Origin of the sequence: Rhizobium sp. WW_1, assembly GCF_003610155.1 — a bacterium.
In the GTDB taxonomy this organism is placed as follows: domain Bacteria; phylum Pseudomonadota; class Alphaproteobacteria; order Rhizobiales; family Rhizobiaceae; genus Rhizobium; species Rhizobium tropici_A.
Genome location: NZ_RAIN01000001.1, coordinates 145,081 through 161,234 on the forward strand (window position 1 = coordinate 145,081; position 16,154 = coordinate 161,234).

16 protein-coding genes and 1 tRNA gene are annotated in these 16,154 nt (G+C 59.9%); 10 read left to right on the forward strand and 7 right to left on the reverse strand.

Annotation, left to right across the window (positions count from 1 at the left end):
* Window positions 1–94 precede the first annotated feature (94 nt).
* Complete coding sequence (locus tag BJ928_RS00670; protein WP_052227445.1) at window positions 95–1,360, forward strand: GNAT family N-acetyltransferase; 1,266 nt, start codon at window positions 95–97, stop codon at window positions 1,358–1,360.
* Here BJ928_RS00670 and BJ928_RS00675 read toward each other — a convergent pair whose 3' ends face one another.
* Window positions 1,361–3,625 (reverse strand): Wzz/FepE/Etk N-terminal domain-containing protein, encoded by a 2,265-nt coding sequence (locus BJ928_RS00675; RefSeq protein ID WP_047627099.1) that lies wholly within the window; start codon window positions 3,623–3,625, stop codon window positions 1,361–1,363.
* Between the two features lie 192 nt (window positions 3,626–3,817).
* Between BJ928_RS00675 and BJ928_RS00680 the strand changes: the two genes are divergently transcribed.
* The 6 genes from BJ928_RS00680 (at window position 3,818) to BJ928_RS00705 (ending at window position 10,030) form a co-directional block, all read left to right on the forward strand.
* Window positions 3,818–4,393 (forward strand): polysaccharide biosynthesis/export family protein, encoded by a 576-nt coding sequence (locus tag BJ928_RS00680; RefSeq protein ID WP_047627100.1) that lies wholly within the window; start codon window positions 3,818–3,820, stop codon window positions 4,391–4,393.
* 12 nt (window positions 4,394–4,405) lie between these two features.
* Entirely contained in the window at window positions 4,406–5,551 is a 1,146-nt protein-coding gene (locus BJ928_RS00685; protein ID WP_047627101.1) for a glycosyltransferase family 4 protein, read from the forward strand.
* A 76-nt stretch (window positions 5,552–5,627) separates the two neighbouring features.
* Window positions 5,628–7,184 carry an undecaprenyl-phosphate glucose phosphotransferase gene (locus tag BJ928_RS00690; protein WP_047627102.1) on the forward strand — a complete coding sequence of 519 codons (1,557 nt, stop codon included), beginning with the start codon at window positions 5,628–5,630 and terminating at the stop codon, window positions 7,182–7,184.
* Window positions 7,181–8,443, forward strand: coding sequence for an O-antigen ligase family protein (locus tag BJ928_RS00695; protein ID WP_047627103.1), 1,263 nt, complete (start codon window positions 7,181–7,183; stop codon window positions 8,441–8,443). Before BJ928_RS00690 ends, BJ928_RS00695 begins: the two co-directional genes overlap by 4 nt.
* The gene (locus tag BJ928_RS00700) at window positions 8,440–9,675 is read left to right on the forward strand and encodes a glycosyltransferase family 4 protein (RefSeq protein ID WP_047627104.1); all 1,236 of its coding nucleotides are present in this window, start codon (window positions 8,440–8,442) and stop codon (window positions 9,673–9,675) included. The genes BJ928_RS00695 and BJ928_RS00700 overlap by 4 nt, the downstream gene beginning before the upstream one ends.
* A 64-nt stretch (window positions 9,676–9,739) precedes the next feature.
* Window positions 9,740–10,030 (forward strand): helix-turn-helix domain-containing protein, encoded by a 291-nt coding sequence (locus BJ928_RS00705; RefSeq protein WP_047627105.1) that lies wholly within the window; start codon window positions 9,740–9,742, stop codon window positions 10,028–10,030.
* Between the two features lie 34 nt (window positions 10,031–10,064).
* Here the strand turns inward: BJ928_RS00705 and BJ928_RS00710 are convergent, their stop codons facing one another.
* Window positions 10,065–11,087: a PHB depolymerase family esterase gene (locus BJ928_RS00710; RefSeq protein ID WP_245432209.1), complete on the reverse strand. Its 1,023-nt coding sequence runs from the start codon at window positions 11,085–11,087 to the stop codon at window positions 10,065–10,067.
* A gap of 223 nt (window positions 11,088–11,310) precedes the next feature.
* Window positions 11,311–11,523, reverse strand: a complete 213-nt coding sequence (locus BJ928_RS00715; protein WP_047627106.1) for a hypothetical protein — start codon at window positions 11,521–11,523, stop codon at window positions 11,311–11,313.
* A 150-nt stretch (window positions 11,524–11,673) separates the two neighbouring features.
* Here BJ928_RS00715 and BJ928_RS00720 point away from each other — a divergent pair, with 150 nt between their 5' ends.
* Together BJ928_RS00720 and BJ928_RS00725 are read left to right on the forward strand one after the other, a co-directional pair.
* Window positions 11,674–12,156, forward strand: coding sequence for a hypothetical protein (locus BJ928_RS00720; RefSeq protein WP_245432210.1), 483 nt, complete (start codon window positions 11,674–11,676; stop codon window positions 12,154–12,156).
* Window positions 12,157–12,249: 93 nt separating this feature from the next.
* The gene (locus BJ928_RS00725; protein ID WP_047627108.1) at window positions 12,250–12,945 is read left to right on the forward strand and encodes a hypothetical protein; all 696 of its coding nucleotides are present in this window, start codon (window positions 12,250–12,252) and stop codon (window positions 12,943–12,945) included.
* A gap of 36 nt (window positions 12,946–12,981) precedes the next feature.
* On the opposite strand, the gene BJ928_RS00730 is transcribed toward BJ928_RS00725, so the two are convergent.
* Window positions 12,982–13,058: transfer RNA gene (locus BJ928_RS00730), tRNA-Pro, on the reverse strand.
* Window positions 13,059–13,144: 86 nt separating this feature from the next.
* Complete coding sequence (locus tag BJ928_RS00735; RefSeq protein WP_047627109.1) at window positions 13,145–13,546, reverse strand: BA14K family protein; 402 nt, start codon at window positions 13,544–13,546, stop codon at window positions 13,145–13,147.
* 175 nt (window positions 13,547–13,721) lie between these two features.
* Between BJ928_RS00735 and BJ928_RS00740 the strand changes: the two genes are divergently transcribed.
* Complete coding sequence (locus tag BJ928_RS00740; RefSeq protein ID WP_047627110.1) at window positions 13,722–13,982, forward strand: hypothetical protein; 261 nt, start codon at window positions 13,722–13,724, stop codon at window positions 13,980–13,982.
* 172 nt (window positions 13,983–14,154) lie between these two features.
* On the opposite strand, the gene BJ928_RS00745 is transcribed toward BJ928_RS00740, so the two are convergent.
* Both BJ928_RS00745 and BJ928_RS00750 read right to left on the reverse strand, forming a co-directional pair.
* Window positions 14,155–14,484 carry a hypothetical protein gene (locus BJ928_RS00745; protein WP_047627111.1) on the reverse strand — a complete coding sequence of 110 codons (330 nt, stop codon included), beginning with the start codon at window positions 14,482–14,484 and terminating at the stop codon, window positions 14,155–14,157.
* Between the two features lie 252 nt (window positions 14,485–14,736).
* Window positions 14,737–15,843 carry a porin gene (locus tag BJ928_RS00750; RefSeq protein ID WP_047627112.1) on the reverse strand — a complete coding sequence of 369 codons (1,107 nt, stop codon included), beginning with the start codon at window positions 15,841–15,843 and terminating at the stop codon, window positions 14,737–14,739.
* Window positions 15,844–16,154 lie beyond the last annotated feature (311 nt).

Here is a 16,154-nt window from a genome sequence, read left to right on the forward strand (position 1 = left end):
TACCGCCTTATCCGGCGCGAATGTCCCATATTAAGCCAAAATAAGCCGTTTCGCGCCAGACTGTGCTCGAATGCCGCCACAGCGGAGAGATCGGATGCAGACCCAGACGCGAGACATCACCCGCATCGCCGCCGAAGCTGCGGATGAACGCACCGCGCCCATCGGGCTGCCACGTAACGCCTCCGATCAACTAAGGGTCGAAATCTTCGACAGAATGGCACCGCTCGAAGCCGCATGGCGGGCGCTGGAACAGGACGATCTCTCCTCGCTGCACCAGAGTTACGACTGGTGTGCCGCCTGGGCGGAGAATTTCGAACGTCCTCTCGTCATCGTCCGCGGCTCCATCGGAGACGAAACCGCCTTCATACTGCCGCTTGAGATCATCCGCAGCCGCGGAATAAGGCGAGCCGAATTCATCGGAGGCCATCACAACAATATCAATACCGGCCTGTTTTCGCCCCGATTCCTGGCAAGCGGAAGGCTAGCGCCCCTTCAGGCAAACGCGATTGCGGCTGCTCTGCGCGGCAAGGCCGACGTCGTTATCCTGCGCAATATCCCGCTCGAATGGCGCGGCCGCGAAAGCCCGCTTGCATCGCTGACCTCGATCGAAAACCAGAACCATGCCTTTCAGATGCCGTTTCTCGGCAGTTTCGAAACAAGTCTGAAGCAGGTGAATGCCAAGCGCCGGCGCAAGAAGTTCAAGCATCAAAGCAGAATTCTCGATGCCAAAGGCGGCTATGAGCATGTGATCGCGGACGGCGAGGAGCAGCGCGCCCTTCTCGATCTTTTCTTCCGGCAGAAAGCGATCCGCTTCAAGGAAGCCGGTTTGCCCAACGCCTTCAAGGACGCCCGGATCAAGGCGGCGCTCTACGCGATGCTAGACCGGCGCGAACCGGGCAGTCGCGATGCGACGCTGCAGATGCATGCCCTGCGGCTGAAGGGCGAGCATCAAGGCCATATTCCGGCAATCGCCGCGCTGTCGCGCAAGGGAGACCACGTCATCTGCCAGTTTGCTTCCATCGATGAAGCTCTGGTCGCGGAGGCAAGCCCAGGCGAATTGCTGTTCTGGCTGATGATCGAACGACTGCATCGCGAAGGCGTCGCTCTTTTCGATTTCGGCATCGGCAACCAGACCTACAAGCGATCCTGGTGCCCGATGGAAACGGTGCAACACGATCTGTTCTTGCCGATCTCGGGCTTGGGCCATCTGGCGGCAATGACGCAACGGGGCATCACGCGCACCAAGACCGCGATCAAGTCCAATCGAAAGCTCTATTCCTTCATCCAGCGACTGCGGGCGCGCCAAGGCGGCGACACAGCAACGGCGGACACTGGCGACGGTGGCGGGGACGGCGATTGATCAAGCTGCGTCGCGACGCGTATCCGGATCGTGCTCCTCGCGCCAGCCGGACATCAGGATGATGTGCTCATAGCCTGCCTTCTGGAATTCCGTCATGGCTGCGACGAACTGGGTCTCATCCGGCTCCGGCATCGACAGGACGATCTCGGTGTCCTTGCTGCGCGTCAACCGCGCGACGCCGGAGACCTCGGCCGCGCCACATTCGACAAGCACGATGTCATAGGCCGAACCGAGCGCATCGAGGATCAGCGACAGGCGGTCGGCACCGCGCATCGCGCGGGCAAGATCGCTCATGCCCTGCGGCACGAGATGGGCATCCGACAGGCGATCCGGATGGATCGTATCCGCAAAGGCTGCCTCGCCGCATAGCAGGTCGGTGACGCCGGGGAGCTCATCATGCTCGGCCATAAGCCGAGAGGGACATCCGGTGCCGGTCATGTCGACCAGCACGATGCGGCTTCCCGCATCGGCAATGGTTCGAGCCAGCATGACGGTTGCCGTCGAACCATTGTCACCGGTCGGAGATATGGCGATGGCCAACCGCGAGCCGCTGTCGATCAGATAGTCAGCGACGGACTGGATGGAGAAATCCTCATCTTCCTCTTCCGCATGAACAGGATGCTCGGCTTCATGCTCCGCAGCGATGGCATTCTCGGTAGCGGTTGCGGCGGCAGGCGCAATTGCAGCCTCCGAAACAATTGTAGCGGCCGCGACAGGAGGCTCCTCTGCCGGAACCGAGAGCATGCTTGCCGGCGCCTCGACATTGATGGCCTGGGCAACAGTCCGAACCGGAGCCGGCTCGCTGACGGGTTGAGCGCGCTCTGCTGCACCCGGTACGGCGTCCTCCTTGCGGGAAGTTCCGACCGGGCGCAGTGCGCGTCCGCTGAACAACTCCGCGAGCATGATGACAATGGCAGTGAGGATGAAGGTGGCAAGCGTGGCGACGACGACGATCGGGCCAACTTTCGGGAAAGACGGATCGACCGGCTCGACGGCCGTTGACACGATACGTGCATCGGCAGGGCTGGAATTCTTGTCGACACGGGAGGCCGCCTCGCGATAGCGGGCGAGATAGGTTTCGAGCAATTGCCGCTCGGCGGTGGCTTCACGCTCCAGCGCATTGAGGCCGACTTCGTCCTCCCCTGCCCGGGCGCTGTCGGCCTTCAGGGTGTTCGATTGCGCCAGGAGCTGCTGCTCGCGCAGCTGCGCGACCTTGGTCTCGTTCTCTATGCTTGCCAGAATCCTCTGGGTCTCGCGGTCGATCTGCTGGCGAATATCGGCGAGCTGTGCCCGCAGGCTCTTCAGCCGCGGATGCCCATCCATCAATGTCGTCGACAGATCCGAAATCTGCGACTCCAGGCTCGACTGGGTCGCCTTCAGCCGCTGGATGGTCTGCGACCCCGCGACATCGGCGAGCGTATCGGTGGAACGGCCACTGGACAACGCGCTGCGCACCGCCTGCGCCCGAGCCTCGGCATTGGCTCTGTCACCACGAACCTGCGCCAGCTGTGTGGAGATATCCGCGAGCTGCTGCGTGGCGAAATTGTTGTTCTGGCTGGTCTGGAGAAGGCCGTTGGCGGAGCGGTAGTCCGCGACCTTCTTTTCAGCCTCGCTGACCTTATCGCGCAGCTTGGCGATCTCCGGCTCGAGCCAGCGCGTCGCCTCGCTGTTGGAATCAAGCTTGGCGCCGCTCTGCATGGACAGATACACCTGCGCCATGGCGTTCGGCACGCTGGCGGCCAGATCCGGGTTGCGGGAGGTGAAGCTGATGCCGATCACGCGCGAGCTGTTGATCTGATAGACCTGCAGCCGGCTGTTGAAGGCGTCCAGCATCCGCTCTTCCGGGGCCTTGTCGGCGACCGCCCGCTTAAGATGCAGCTTGATCAGAATATCCGAGAGCGCGGAGTCGTTGTTGCCGGCGGCAAATTCAGGGCGGTCGTAGAGCTTGAGATTGGTGATGACCTGCTTGACCAGATCCGCCGACTGCAATATCTGCACCTGGCTGGCAATATTCAATTCGTCCAGCAATGGGCCGGCGCCGGCGTCATTCCCGGATGTCGTTGCCGCAAAGGCCGGCGCGCGCTGTTCGATCAGGATGCGAGCCTCGCTACGATATTCCGGCGACATCACCTTGGCAATCGCAAATGCCGCACACGCGCCAACCAGCGTGATGGCAATGACGCGCACCCGCCGTTGCCACACCGCGCGAAAGAGCTGAGCGAGATCGATGTCCACATCCTGCTGGGTGTTGTTGACACCGGACATAGGCAAAAACTCCATAATAGAAAGCCAAAATTAAGCGTAAACGACTATGGTAACCCAAGCGTTAATAGTATTTCGCCAGCATTATTTTTGGCATCGCTAATTTTTTCCTGGAATTTCCTTTGCTATTTACCGACCGTTAACCCTAACGGATTGATAACGACGCTAGTCTTTTCCCTTTCTAATGAGCGCGAAATGCCCTTCGCAAAGTCAAAGATTGTCCTTGCACTCGGCATGGCTGCCGTGAGCGCCGCGCTCACCGGCTGCAACACCTATCAGCCGGCGCCCAAAGCCTTCAGCGAAGCCACGATCCAGCCCTATACGCTTGACAGCGGCGACCGCTTGCGCGTGACGGTGTTCGACCAGACCGGGCTGACCAATACCTATACGGTTGATCAGGCCGGCTACATTGCCTTCCCATTGATCGGTCAGGTCGCTGCCCGCGGCCGGACCCTGCAGCAGCTTTCCGGCCAGATCGCGCAGAAGCTTCGGCAGGGATATATCCGCGACCCCGACGTCACCATAGACATCGACCGTTATCGCTCGGTCTATATCATGGGTGAAGTCGGGCAGCCCGGCCAATATTCCTACGTGCCGGGCATGACGGTCCAGAACGCGATCGCTGTTGCGGGCGGCTTCAGCAGCAGAGCCAACCAATCCAATGCCGATGTCACCCGCAAGATCAACGGTCATGTCATGACGGGACGGGTCGGCATTTCCGATCCGGTACTGGCAGGCGACACCATCTACGTCAGAGAGCGGTTGTTCTAACCGCGTCCGCTCATGGCCAGACCACTTCGTATCCTTCACTGCTTCAGATCGCCGGTCGGCGGAGTCTTCCGTCATGTCCGGGATTTGGCGGAGGAACAGAGCAAGGCAGGCCACGAGGTCGGTATTCTTTGCGACAGCCTGACGGGCGGCGCGCATGAGGATCGTCTGTTCGACGATATCGCGCCCTTCTTGGCGCTCGGCATCATCCGCCTGCCGATCCGGCGGCAAATCACCCTTTGGGATGTCGGTACTCTCTGGAGCAGTTACAAGGAAATCAAGAGTTTGCGGCCGGATGTGCTGCACGGGCATGGCGCCAAAGGCGGCCTGCTTGCGCGCGTTCTCGGCTCAATCCTGCGGGTCAACAGGTATCGCGTAGCCCGCCTCTATACAGCGCATGGCGGAAGCCTGCATTTCCCGCGCCGTTCGCTCCAGGGTATGCTGGTGCATAGCCTGGAACGGATGCTGGAGTTTCTGACCGACGGCCTGATCTTCATTTGCGATTTCGAACGCCGCACCTATGAACGCAAGATCGGCAAGCCGCGTACCCGCTCGATGATGATCTACAATGGCATCAGCGAAAGGGATTTCCGAACCGTGCCGACGCGATCAGACTCCGTGCATTTCGTCTATATCGGCATGCTCCGGGACCTCAAAGGTCCCGATCTGTTTGTGGACGCTTTTGCAAGAACGGAACGACGGATCGGCAGGCCGCTCTCGGCACTGATGATCGGCGACGGACCGGACAGGGACAAATATCACCGGATGATGGTCGAACGCGGCCTTGGCCATCGTATTGGCATGTTGCCCGCCATGCGCGTGCAGGAAGCCTTTACTGTGTCGCAGAACGTCATCGTTCCCTCGCGCGCCGAGGCGATGCCCTATATCGTTCTGGAGGCGCTCGCCGCCGGAAAGACCGTCATCGCCTCCCGCGTCGGCGGCGTTGCGGAAGCGCTCGGCGAAAACAGCCCTGCCCTCGCCAAGCCGGAGGATGCCGACGATCTCTCGCGCATCATGGCCGAAGCGATCACGGAGCTTCACTGGGGCGCGCGCAACATGCCAGATATAGGGACGATCCGGTCCAATTTTTCCGCCTCGGTCATGGCACGGGATACTTTGCAGCTGTATCAAAATATACTTGGCCTGGACAACGACGGTTAGAATACCAGCAAGTGTTGTAAGTGTTTCTTAGCTGATTTCTGATAGCCATTTTCCGGTAACGACCGGATAAATTGCCATGAACACAAGTGAAAAGTCCGAGCAATTTAACTTGGACAATCTTCGCAAGCAGGTTTCTGAAATCCGCACGCGCGACATCGGAGAGGTCAACAGCGAGCGCCCGGACGGCATGAATGCCTATGCCCGGCAGATCGCCGAACAGCTTCGCGAAACCAACCAGTCTCCGGCAATCATCGTCGGACAATACCGATTGTTCGAACTTCTGTCGCAGCTCGCATTCGGGCTGGCGATCCTCTTCTTCGGGACGACAGACAATCATCCCTTCGTGTCGAAAGCCTTGGTGACCGTTGCCCTCAGTGGCCTTGCCATCGTCTTTCTGCAGATTTCGGATGCCTATCAGATCCCGGTCCTGCGCTCGCCGCACCGCTTTCTGCACCGGATTCTCGGATCGTGGGTCGCAGCCTTCGCGGTCATGGTCATCGCCCTTCTGCCGTTCGATATCGGCAATATCTACTCGTACCCTCTTCTCGGCCTATGGCTCGCGGCCGGCGCAGCTTTCCTGTTGGTCGCCCGCCTGCTTTTTGCCTATGGCATCCGTCATTGGGCCCGTAACGGCGTCATGGAACGGCGCGCAGTGATCATCGGTGGCGGCGAGCCGGCAAAGGAACTCATCCGCGCGCTCGAACATCAGCCCGATAACGACATCCGCATCTGCGGCATTTTCGACGACCGCGGCGAGAAGCGCTCGCCAGTGATGGTCGCCGGCTATCCGAAGCTTGGAAACGTGGCGGAACTGGTCGATTTCGCCCGGCTCGTGCGCGTCGACATGCTGATCATCGCGCTGCCGATCAGCGCCGAGGATCGCATCCTGCAATTGCTGAAAATGCTTTGGGTGCTGCCCGTCGACATTCGTCTGGCGGCCCACGCCAACAAGCTGCGCTTCCGTCCCCGCGCCTACTCGCATGTCGGCGCCGTGCCGATGCTCGACATCTTCAACAAGCCGATCAGAGATTGGGACGGCGTCGCCAAACGGATCTTCGACATCTTCTTCAGCGTGGTCGCGCTTGCCTTGCTTTGGCCGGTCATGCTCGGCGCGGCAATTGCAGTCAAGGTCACCTCGAGGGGGCCGGTCTTCTTCATGCAGAAGCGCCACGGCTTCAACAACGAGATCATCAACGTCTTCAAGTTCCGCTCGATGTACACGCATATGAGCGATCCGTCGGCACGCAATGCCGTGACGAAGAACGATCCGCGCGTCACTCCCGTCGGACGCTTCATTCGCAAGACGTCGATCGACGAGCTGCCGCAGCTCTTCAACGTTTTGCTCGGCAGCCTCTCGCTCGTTGGCCCACGACCGCATGCCGTGCTTGCCGCCAGCCACAATCGCACCTATTCCGACGTCGTCGAAGGCTATTTCGCACGCCATCGCGTCAAGCCGGGCGTGACAGGCTGGGCGCAGATCAACGGCTGGCGCGGCGAGATCGACAGCGACGACAAGATCAAGTTCCGCACGGCCTACGATCTCTACTACATCGAGAATTGGTCGCTGCTCTTCGATCTGAAGATCCTGTTCCTGACGCCGTTCCGCCTGCTCAATACGGAAAACGCCTATTGACCACGCTCGACCTGCCATCGCCCCGCGTCGCGCAGCCGCAGCTTGCCGCCATGCGGCTGATCGGGACGGCGAGCGTCGCCATCGGCGTGTTCCTTTCGGGCTTCGTCATCGCCGAGCCGGCACCCTATGAACTGTGGCTGGCCTTTCTTATCGGCACCTGGTTCATTCTAGGGCTTAAGATATCGCGCAATGTGGCGCCGCTCCTCGCCCTGTTCCTGACCTTCAACGTCGGCGGGATGCTTTCAATCACGCAAATGCACGACCTTGCCGCAGGCAACCATCTCGACGGCCCGATCTACATTGCCGTCTCGACCTTTCTCGCGCTGAGTTCCGTCTTCTATGCGGCCATTACCGAAGACAATGAAAGACGGCTGAGGCTGATCTTCAATACATGGGTCGTCGCGGCGCTGATCACGGCCAGCCTCGGCATCCTCGGCTATTTCCACGCCGTTCCGGGTTTCGACATCTTCACCCGCTACGACCGTGCCATGGGCGCCTTCCAGGACCCGAACGTCTTCGGCCCCTATCTGGTGGCGCCAAGCCTCTATCTCATGCACGGCCTTCTGATCGGCGATCTGAAGAAAGCACCGATCAAGGGCATCTGCCTGTTCGTGCTTGCCTTCGGCATCTTCCTGTCCTTCTCCCGCGCGGCCTGGGCCCTCTTCGCCTTTGCATCGGTCATGCTGATCTTCTGCATGTTGCTGAAGCATCGCAGCAATACGTTCCGGCTGCGCATCCTGGTGATGTCGCTGGCGGCAATCATTCTCATGGTTGTCCTGCTCGTCGTCGCGCTGCAGTTTCCGCAGGTCAGCGACCTGTTCTCGACGCGCCTGCAACTCGTGCAGAGCTATGACGGCGGGCATCTCGGCCGCTTCGAACGTCACGGCATCGGCTTCATGATGTCGATGGAGCGGCCGCTCGGCATCGGGCCGCTGGTCTTCGGCCAGATCTTTCGCGAGGACGAGCACAATACCTGGCTGAAGACGCTGACGACATATGGCTGGATCGGCTTCGTGACGTGGATCAGCATGATCTGCTGGACCATCTATATCGGCTTCCGCAACTTGCTGCGCGAACGGCCCTGGCAGCCCTACGTGATGATCGCCTGGATCGTCATTCTCGGCCATGTCGGTATCGGCAATGTCATCGACACCGATCACTGGCGCCATTTCTACATGCTGATCGGCATCGTCTGGGGCTGCGGCGCCCTGGAGCAGAAGTATCAGCGCGACCTGAACAGAAGGGAAGCTGCCCCGTGAACATTCGCACCAACGTCAAACGCCTGTCGTTGCTGCAGGTTCTCGAGCCGAGCGGCGGCGGTTCCGGACGGCATTTTCTCGATCTTTGCCGGGCGATGCAGCATCGCGGTCACTCCGTCACCGCCGTCTATTCGCCTGTTCGCGCCGAGCCCGCCTTTGTCGCCGAGCTGGAAAACATTGGCCTCGACCGTGTCATACCGCTCGCCATGCGACGCGCTCCCGGCCCCTGGGATCTGACGGCATGGTGGCGTCTCCGCAAGATCGCTGCCACGCATGGGCCCTTCGACCTGATCCACGGCCACAGCTCCAAGGCCGGCGCACTGACGCGGCTGCGGCTACCTGGACGGCACGTGCCCGTTCTCTACACGCCGCATGCCTTCCGCACCATGGACCCGACGCTCGGTGCGAAGGGCCGCCTGATCTATGGCGGCATCGAACGCCTTCTCGGCACGTTGCTGACGGACCGTCTGGTCTGCGTTTCGCAGGATGAATATAACCACGCCCTCTCCCTCGGCATCCCGGAAAAATGCCTGCGCGTCGTCGTCAACGGCGTCAGCGCACCGCCTCTCAGCCAGCGCGCGGCCATTCGCAGGCGCTACGGCATTCCGCAAGACGCGCTGCTCTTCGGTTTCGTCGGCCGGATGACCCGGCAGAAGGCGCCGGAGCGGCTGGTCGAAGCGTTCGCGCGCATCGCCGCGGACGTGCCGCAGGCCCATCTTTTGATGATCGGGATCGGCGAGCTGGCCGAAAGCGTCGGCAACATGATCAAGGTCGCGGGGCTGGAAGATCGTGCCCGTCTAGACGGCAGCGTGCCCGGTGTGACGGCCATCAACGCCTTCGACGCCGTGGTCATGCCAAGCCGCTATGAGGCGATGTCCTATGTGATGCTGGAGGCGGCAGCAGCCGGCAAGCCGCTGCTGCTCGCCGATGTCGGCGGCGCGCGCACCGTGCTGGAGCATGGCAGGAACGGCTATATCGTGCCAAACAGCGACGATCCGGAAGCATTGGCGGCCGCAATGGCACGCCTTGCCGATCCGGCGCTGCTTGCAAGCTTCACTGCCGAAGCCCGCCGCCGCAAGGATGGCTATACGCTCACGGGCATGGCCGACAAGACCGAGAAAATCTACCACGACCTGCTGGGCTACCCTTCCCCGGCGCCGCTGGAACTGGTGGCCAATTCCACTTTGGACAATACGGTTGAAGAGCGCGGGAAGAGCGCCGCCGCCTTTTAAATCCGCTGGCGATTTTCCTTGGAAATCGGTTCCGCTTTTCGAGCCGATGCGATAGACTTAACTCATGATTACTTCAGCACAATTGCGCGGTGCGCGCGCCATGCTCGGACTGACGGCGGAGACGCTTGCCAACGAGAGCAAACTCCCGGTTTCGGCGATCGAGGCACTGGAAGCCGAGGCCGCTTCGACGGATATGAAAGCGCTTGCGGCGGTTCGCTCCGTCCTCGAGCACCACGGCGTTCTTTTCCTTGCCGGCGGCAGCGACGGCATGGGTGGCCCCGGCATACGCTTCAAGCATTGGTCTGAGGGGGATGGCATCCGGCCGGAAAACCTGAATGCCACCAATGACGACTGATCTCTGAGGCGCATCGCTGCCTCCGAGACCTGCCTTAAGCTGTGAGCTTCCAGCTTTTGACAAGCTCGTCCGGCGCCGACAGGGCAGCCGGCAGGATGTAGCGCTCGGTGTCGTTGGCCGGTTCCCAGCCGTCGACGACGGAGCCAACGGGCAAGCCGTGGCCGAAATCAGTCAGCGTGACGAGCTCCAGGATCATATGACCATAGTCGTCGCGCCATTCGCGCCGCTCGCCGCCTTCGAAAAGACGCAGCCGGCCCTTGGTTCGAGGACGCTCGCGGGCGGCCAGCCACTGCGCGACAGATGCCTCCGCATTGGCGAAGGACACCACGTCATCGGCATCGCCGTGCCAGATGGAGACAACCGGATAGCGCGCGGCTTCAGGAGAGACTTCGCGAACAAGCTCTCCCCACTTTTCCGCCGGGCGGCTGGAGCCGCGCTTCATCACGTCAAGCGCAGACATGGCATCCCGGGCAGCACCGAAAGGCAGGCCGCCGATAATCGCGCCCGCGGCGAAGAGTTCCGGATAGGTCGCCAGCAATGCAGATGCCAGCGCGCCGCCGGCTGACAGGCCCATGACGAAAATCCTGCTATCGTCGATCGAATGCACGCGACGGCTGAAATCGATCATTTCGCGGATAGAACCGAGCTCGCCGCGATCGCGCGTGACCAGGCTCGGGCGAAACCAGTTGAAACAGAGATTGGGATTGTTCGATGCCTTCTGCTCGGCGTAAAGCACGGCAAAGCCATGCTCGCGGGCAAGCGCCGTCCAGCCGCTCGCACGATCGAAATCCTCGGCATTCTGATGGCAGCCGTGCAGGACGACAACGAGCGGCATCGGGGCCTTCACACCCGGCGGCACATATTCGAGCATGCGCAGATTGCCAGGATTGCGGCCAAACCACAAAACTTCCGTCAACCGCTGCGACGACGGGCGCGTGGAAACGCGACGGCGCGACGGCTGAGACAGCGGCTGCGTCATCGGGAATTTGAGCTGCGGCAGCTCGACGGAATCAACGAGCAAGCGGCGAAGCCGGCTCGGAACTTTAAAATTCATCATGGACCTTTCTATCCACGCCAGCCACGGTCGGTTTTTCTTCCGCTGCTGGCTGGCGCGCACTGTTCCTTTCGAGAATCAGTGACATCGAGAAATCGAATCTCTTTGTGCAACGCAGCAAATATAGGGAGGCCGGTCCACTTCGAACAGGCACAAAGCATCATTGCAGCTATGTGAAATCAGCTTAAATCGATTAGATTTCCGACCACAAAAAAACGCACCTGCGTCAGAAATAAGCCCGTGCAAGCGCGATGAGCTTTGCGTCGTCCTTCACGCCCTGGCGATAGAGCTGAATGATCAACGCGCCGAGCCGCTCGGCTTCTGGGCTGCGGGGGCTCATGCCACGATCCTTGCAGACGGTGTCCAGCACCTTCTCGAGGCGATCCAGATCGTCTGAAAATAGCGGCAGATCTCGTGGATGGATAGGAGTGTCCAGCATTTGCGCGTCTCGTCGTCTGTCGGGCAGAAGCACGCAACACTTCGTCGGCACCCGTTTATCCCCGACGACAGGAGGGGACTATGCGCCTTGCCCACAGGCTTGGCAAGGAAGCTTTTCAGCCCGGAGCACTTCTGATTCGCAAGTTCTGCAATGGAATTGGCCAAGGATACAATTTTAAGTCAGCGCCTCACCAAGCCTTTATCCACATCTGCGATAAGCGGAAAAAACGGAGGCACGACGATGACCAGATTTCTGATTTCTACCGCTCTCGGCCTGGCACTTGCGGCAACAGCCCTGCCGGCGCTGGCGCAGAATTTTTCGAATCTGCCGCTGCGCAATCCCCGCCAGGCGCCGGAAGGATATATTACAGTTCAGTCCGGAATATCTATTTCCTATCCGGTAGCCGATGGCGACAGCGAGGAAGAGCAGGAGAAGGCCTTGAAATCCTTCTACAAGATTGCGGCGAGCAGCTGCGCCACCCTGCTCGATACCATCGCGGATGCCTGCGAGATCAGCGCCATGTCAAGCAACACTTCCATCAACAACCTCGACAATCGCGGCGCCAGACTTTCCATCAACGGACAGGTGACGATGTCGGTGAAACTGAAGCCGCCGGCAGCTGCTGGGAAGTAGCCCTGCCCCATCGCAATTCATGATCTCCGCCGAAGCCAACGGATCGGTAAGAAATGGCGGCGATAATCCCTCTCGCAATTGAGGGACGATACCATGGCGAAAGCGAAACGACGCACGCGGCGCAAGCCGCAGTCCAAGGCGGGCAATTCGATGTGGCTATGGGGCGTTGTCGGCCTGGCGACGATCGCCGGCATCTACGCCTATCAGCACCGGAAGGACATGCCGTCGATGCTGGCCCACGCCGGCGCGGTCGCCGGCATGCCGCAAATGGCCCGGGAGGCGCCCGTACCGGCGGCAAAGCCACAGATCAAAACCGCGGCAATCACTCCGGAACCGCGCGCGACATCTGGCCTGCCGGTGCCGCCCGCCGCTATCCCCGTGGCGATGCCGGTCGCCAGAATACCTGTCGAGCGGCCCATAACCAGCCCGCGAGCCCAGACCGGCGGCCGTTTCGTGATTTGCGGTGCCGGTTCGGGAACGAATTGCGTTGTTGACGGCAATACCTTCTGGCAAGACGGCATCCGAATCCAGCTGGCCGATATCGATGTGCCGGACGCCGGTACCGCACGCTGCCCGAGCGAGAAACAGAGAGGCGTGGCCGCAAAGCTGCGCCTGCAGGCCATTCTCAACGATGGAAGCTTCGTGCTTTCCGGCAGCAACCGCCGCGACGATCCCAATGGCGGCAAGCTACGCATCGCCATGCGCGCTGGACGCTCGCTGGGCGACCAGATGATATCAGAAGGTCTTGCCCGCCGCTGGAGCGGCCGGGCTACATCCTGGTGCAGTTGATTTTCAGAAATTCGATTGGGAGTTCAAAGAGATAAATGGTCGGGGCGACTGGACTCGAACCAGCGACCCCTTGACCCCCAGTCAAGTGCGCTACCGGGCTGCGCTACGCCCCGACCTGCCGAAACGGCTTGTTTCGTTTAGAGTTTAGCGTTTCCGGACGCAAGCGAAAAGTAGCGGTCTGCTCAGAAAAAGTTGCCGCTCAGCGGCACAGCTGTCTTGGTCCGTGGCTCGGCTGATAGGTGTTGTCCGAGGCGCGGTAAGAGCGATAGCGGCTTGCGCAGTCGCGCGCATGACCGTCGTAGTAGCTCTGCGAGCCCTGCCTGTTGAACAGCGTACCGGTCACAAAAGATTTGAACAGGAGGCCGCTGCCTGAATCATCGTCGTAGTAACTGTCATCGCCGTGCAAGCGATGGCCGCTGCCCCAACGGTTGTGATGATGCCAATGGCCGTGGCTGTGATCGCGAACCTGGATGATGTCCGACTGTGCGGCTGCAGGCACGGACAGGGCCGGCATGGTGATGGCACCGGCCGGCATGGCGGCGCCGGCCGCCAACAAGAGACCAAAACCCGCTGCAGCTATCGATCTGGCAATCGTAAACATATGCGACTCCTTCGAAAACCGTCGGCGTCGTCAAGTAAATCAGCACGGAAACCTTGCTGCCGAGCGCGCCGTCATTATCTGTATATAGTGATTTGAAGCCACACTCATAGATGCCCTTCCGCCTTTATTGTGCGACTGATTTCGAAAGGCGGAAAGTGCGCGGAAAGTCAAGGCAATGAAGCCCTATATAGTACCCCTCCTGCTGTGCGCGCCGCTGCTTGCCGCGTGCAACACAACCGAACCGCTGCAGCCCATTCCGGGCAGCATCACCTATGGCGGCCAGCCGCATATGAAGCTGACGAAATCGCCCCCAGGTGCGCAATTCCGCCACGACTTCACCAACCGATGGGGTGAGGATGTCGTCGAAACCTACATTGTCCAGCCGGACCGAAGTCTGAAACTTGTCAATCGTCAGATAATGACCCCAGAAGGTTAGAGTCTTGCCGGAAAAAGTACGCGGCAGTTCTCCGTCCGGAGTGCGTGAAGAGACAATAGGATAATTATCTTCGCCATTCGAAGAACAGCGGGAATGCGGTGTCGGATTCTTTTCTAAAACTCCGCCGGCGCGAGCCGGCGGAGCATCGGGCGGCGATGGGTCAAAGAAAGGCTCACCAGCAGCGATAGCAACGGCGATAATAGGGACGACCGTAATAGCCGCGATGATGACGATTGTCGCTGACAGCGGCACCGACAAGGACGCCGCCGATGATGCCGGCCGCAGCGAGGGCGGCCGCCTGGTTTTCAGCCTGTTGCGCCTGGGCGCGATTTGCCTGATAGGTCGCGCCGACGCAGCGATTGTAACGCTGCGTTCCCGGGCGGAACCCTTGCGACTGGCAGGTCATTTCCGCATTCATCGCGGATTCCTGCGGCGTCTGACAGCTCGACAAAATAGTTGATATGGCGACGAGGCTCGCCGCCATGGTGGCACGTATGCGCATATTCCCTCCGGCAATTTAGATACAACCCCGGAAAAACCGACTACAGCCAAGGGTAAGCTTTAGCAAGCCAACCTTATCAAGCCGGGCGCGAAAATCCGCCAAACTGTGGCAAAAATGCACGCGGAAATAGCATCATCCTTAAGAAGCGAATAGCACGTTCGCGCAAAATGAAAAGGCCCCGCGCAATGGCAGGGCCTTTTCATCCTATTTACACACCACAGCGTTTCGAAGCTGCAGGATCCCTGTCTTCGATCAGAAGTTCCGCTCGAAGCGAAGAATGCCGGCGACCGTATCATCTTTGATATAGTCGTAATGCACATAGCTGAGTTCCGGCCAGATCAGGAAATCCTTGACCGGATAGATCTTGAGGTTGGTGGTCGCTTCGAACATCTTCGAGTCGGTGTAGGCGAGCTGCAGGTTCCACTTCAACTTGTCATTGATCGGAACGCCAACGCCACCCCACAATGCCCAATCGCCCCAGCCGCATTTGGCCGGATTGACGACGCCATTCGATGCCGTGCAGGCCGAGATGTCCTGGTTCGTACCGGCATATTTGTTCAGCTTGTCGCCGTCCGTGTTCCAGCCACCCATCAGGAAGGCCTCCACGCCGCCGAACTTGGCGTCGAGACGAGCCTTGATGGCGCCTTCCTCGACGATGGAGTCATAGCCGCCAACAACCTTGAAGCCCCAGTCGCCCGTCGTGTATCCGACGCCGGCGACGACGTCGGGAGCGTAATGGTTGGATTTGTCGTCCGTCCACCAGCCGGCACCGTAGGACGCTTCGCCGTCAGAGGTGGAGTTGGAGTCTTCCAGCGAGATCACGGCAGAGAAGCCGTTGCCGGTATCATATTTGTAGGTCAGCTGGTTCAGTTCATACGGACCGTCATAGATCACGTCGTCGTTGATGACGTCGCCAGCGTAACCTACGTACAGGTTGAACTGGGAGTCGAGCTTACCGACCGTAAAGCCGCCAAGGCTGATATTGGCGAACAGGAGCTTGGGCGACGTCGCCCCCCCATCGTTCCACTCCCAGCGGAAGATGGTGTTGGTCTTCAGCGGACCGTATTCGGTGTCGGTCGCCGTATCGACGTTAAGCTCGACGCGTTCGTGCCAGAGCGTGCCGACCCTGCTGTTCGGATTATAGGCATCATACCACTCGCCTTCGGTACGAACTTTTCCACCGATCTTCAGGCAGGTTTCAGTGCCGGGAATATAGAAATAACCTGTTCCGTATCCATCGCAGATACGGACATATTCAAGCGGTTCCGGTTGGGCAGCAACAATTGCGTCTGCGGCATGGGCAGCGCTCGCTGCGGCGATGGCAGCGGCGGAGCCAAGTAGTAGGCTCTTGATGTTCATGGTGTCTCCATTTGACTATCCGTCAGAAATGGAGTCTCCCGGCAGGCAGCAGCGTGCCCCTCCATAGCCTGACTGACTGTTCCCCTCATACAGGGCGAAGCAAACAAGCTTCGCCGCCAAACTGAACCCGCAATCTTGTTGCAGCAAGTTAATAAGGCTGCCGAACTAATTTTTACAACGTAGAAGAGTGGTTGGCGTGATAAAAATATCACTTACATGCTGCAGCAACAAAACGCACCGGCAACGCACATCCAATACACGCAGCGCACGGGATGATACATACTATAGTTGCGCGCTTAAGAAATACAACA

Coding starts and splice junctions, on each gene's coding strand:
- BJ928_RS00710 (WP_245432209.1), bottom strand. CDS start 11,087: ATGATGAATTTTAAAGTTCCGAGCCGGCTTCGCCGCTTGCTCGTTGAT.
- BJ928_RS00750 (WP_047627112.1), bottom strand. CDS start 15,843: ATGAACATCAAGAGCCTACTACTTGGCTCCGCCGCTGCCATCGCCGCA.
- BJ928_RS00740 (WP_047627110.1), top strand. CDS start 13,722: ATGAAGCCCTATATAGTACCCCTCCTGCTGTGCGCGCCGCTGCTTGCC.
- BJ928_RS00735 (WP_047627109.1), bottom strand. CDS start 13,546: ATGTTTACGATTGCCAGATCGATAGCTGCAGCGGGTTTTGGTCTCTTG.
- BJ928_RS00685 (WP_047627101.1), top strand. CDS start 4,406: ATGGCCAGACCACTTCGTATCCTTCACTGCTTCAGATCGCCGGTCGGC.
- BJ928_RS00725 (WP_047627108.1), top strand. CDS start 12,250: ATGGCGAAAGCGAAACGACGCACGCGGCGCAAGCCGCAGTCCAAGGCG.
- BJ928_RS00670 (WP_052227445.1), top strand. CDS start 95: ATGCAGACCCAGACGCGAGACATCACCCGCATCGCCGCCGAAGCTGCG.
- BJ928_RS00705 (WP_047627105.1), top strand. CDS start 9,740: ATGATTACTTCAGCACAATTGCGCGGTGCGCGCGCCATGCTCGGACTG.
- BJ928_RS00690 (WP_047627102.1), top strand. CDS start 5,628: ATGAACACAAGTGAAAAGTCCGAGCAATTTAACTTGGACAATCTTCGC.
- BJ928_RS00680 (WP_047627100.1), top strand. CDS start 3,818: ATGCCCTTCGCAAAGTCAAAGATTGTCCTTGCACTCGGCATGGCTGCC.
- BJ928_RS00715 (WP_047627106.1), bottom strand. CDS start 11,523: ATGCTGGACACTCCTATCCATCCACGAGATCTGCCGCTATTTTCAGAC.
- BJ928_RS00675 (WP_047627099.1), bottom strand. CDS start 3,625: ATGTCCGGTGTCAACAACACCCAGCAGGATGTGGACATCGATCTCGCT.
- BJ928_RS00720 (WP_245432210.1), top strand. CDS start 11,674: ATGGAATTGGCCAAGGATACAATTTTAAGTCAGCGCCTCACCAAGCCT.
- BJ928_RS00745 (WP_047627111.1), bottom strand. CDS start 14,484: ATGCGCATACGTGCCACCATGGCGGCGAGCCTCGTCGCCATATCAACT.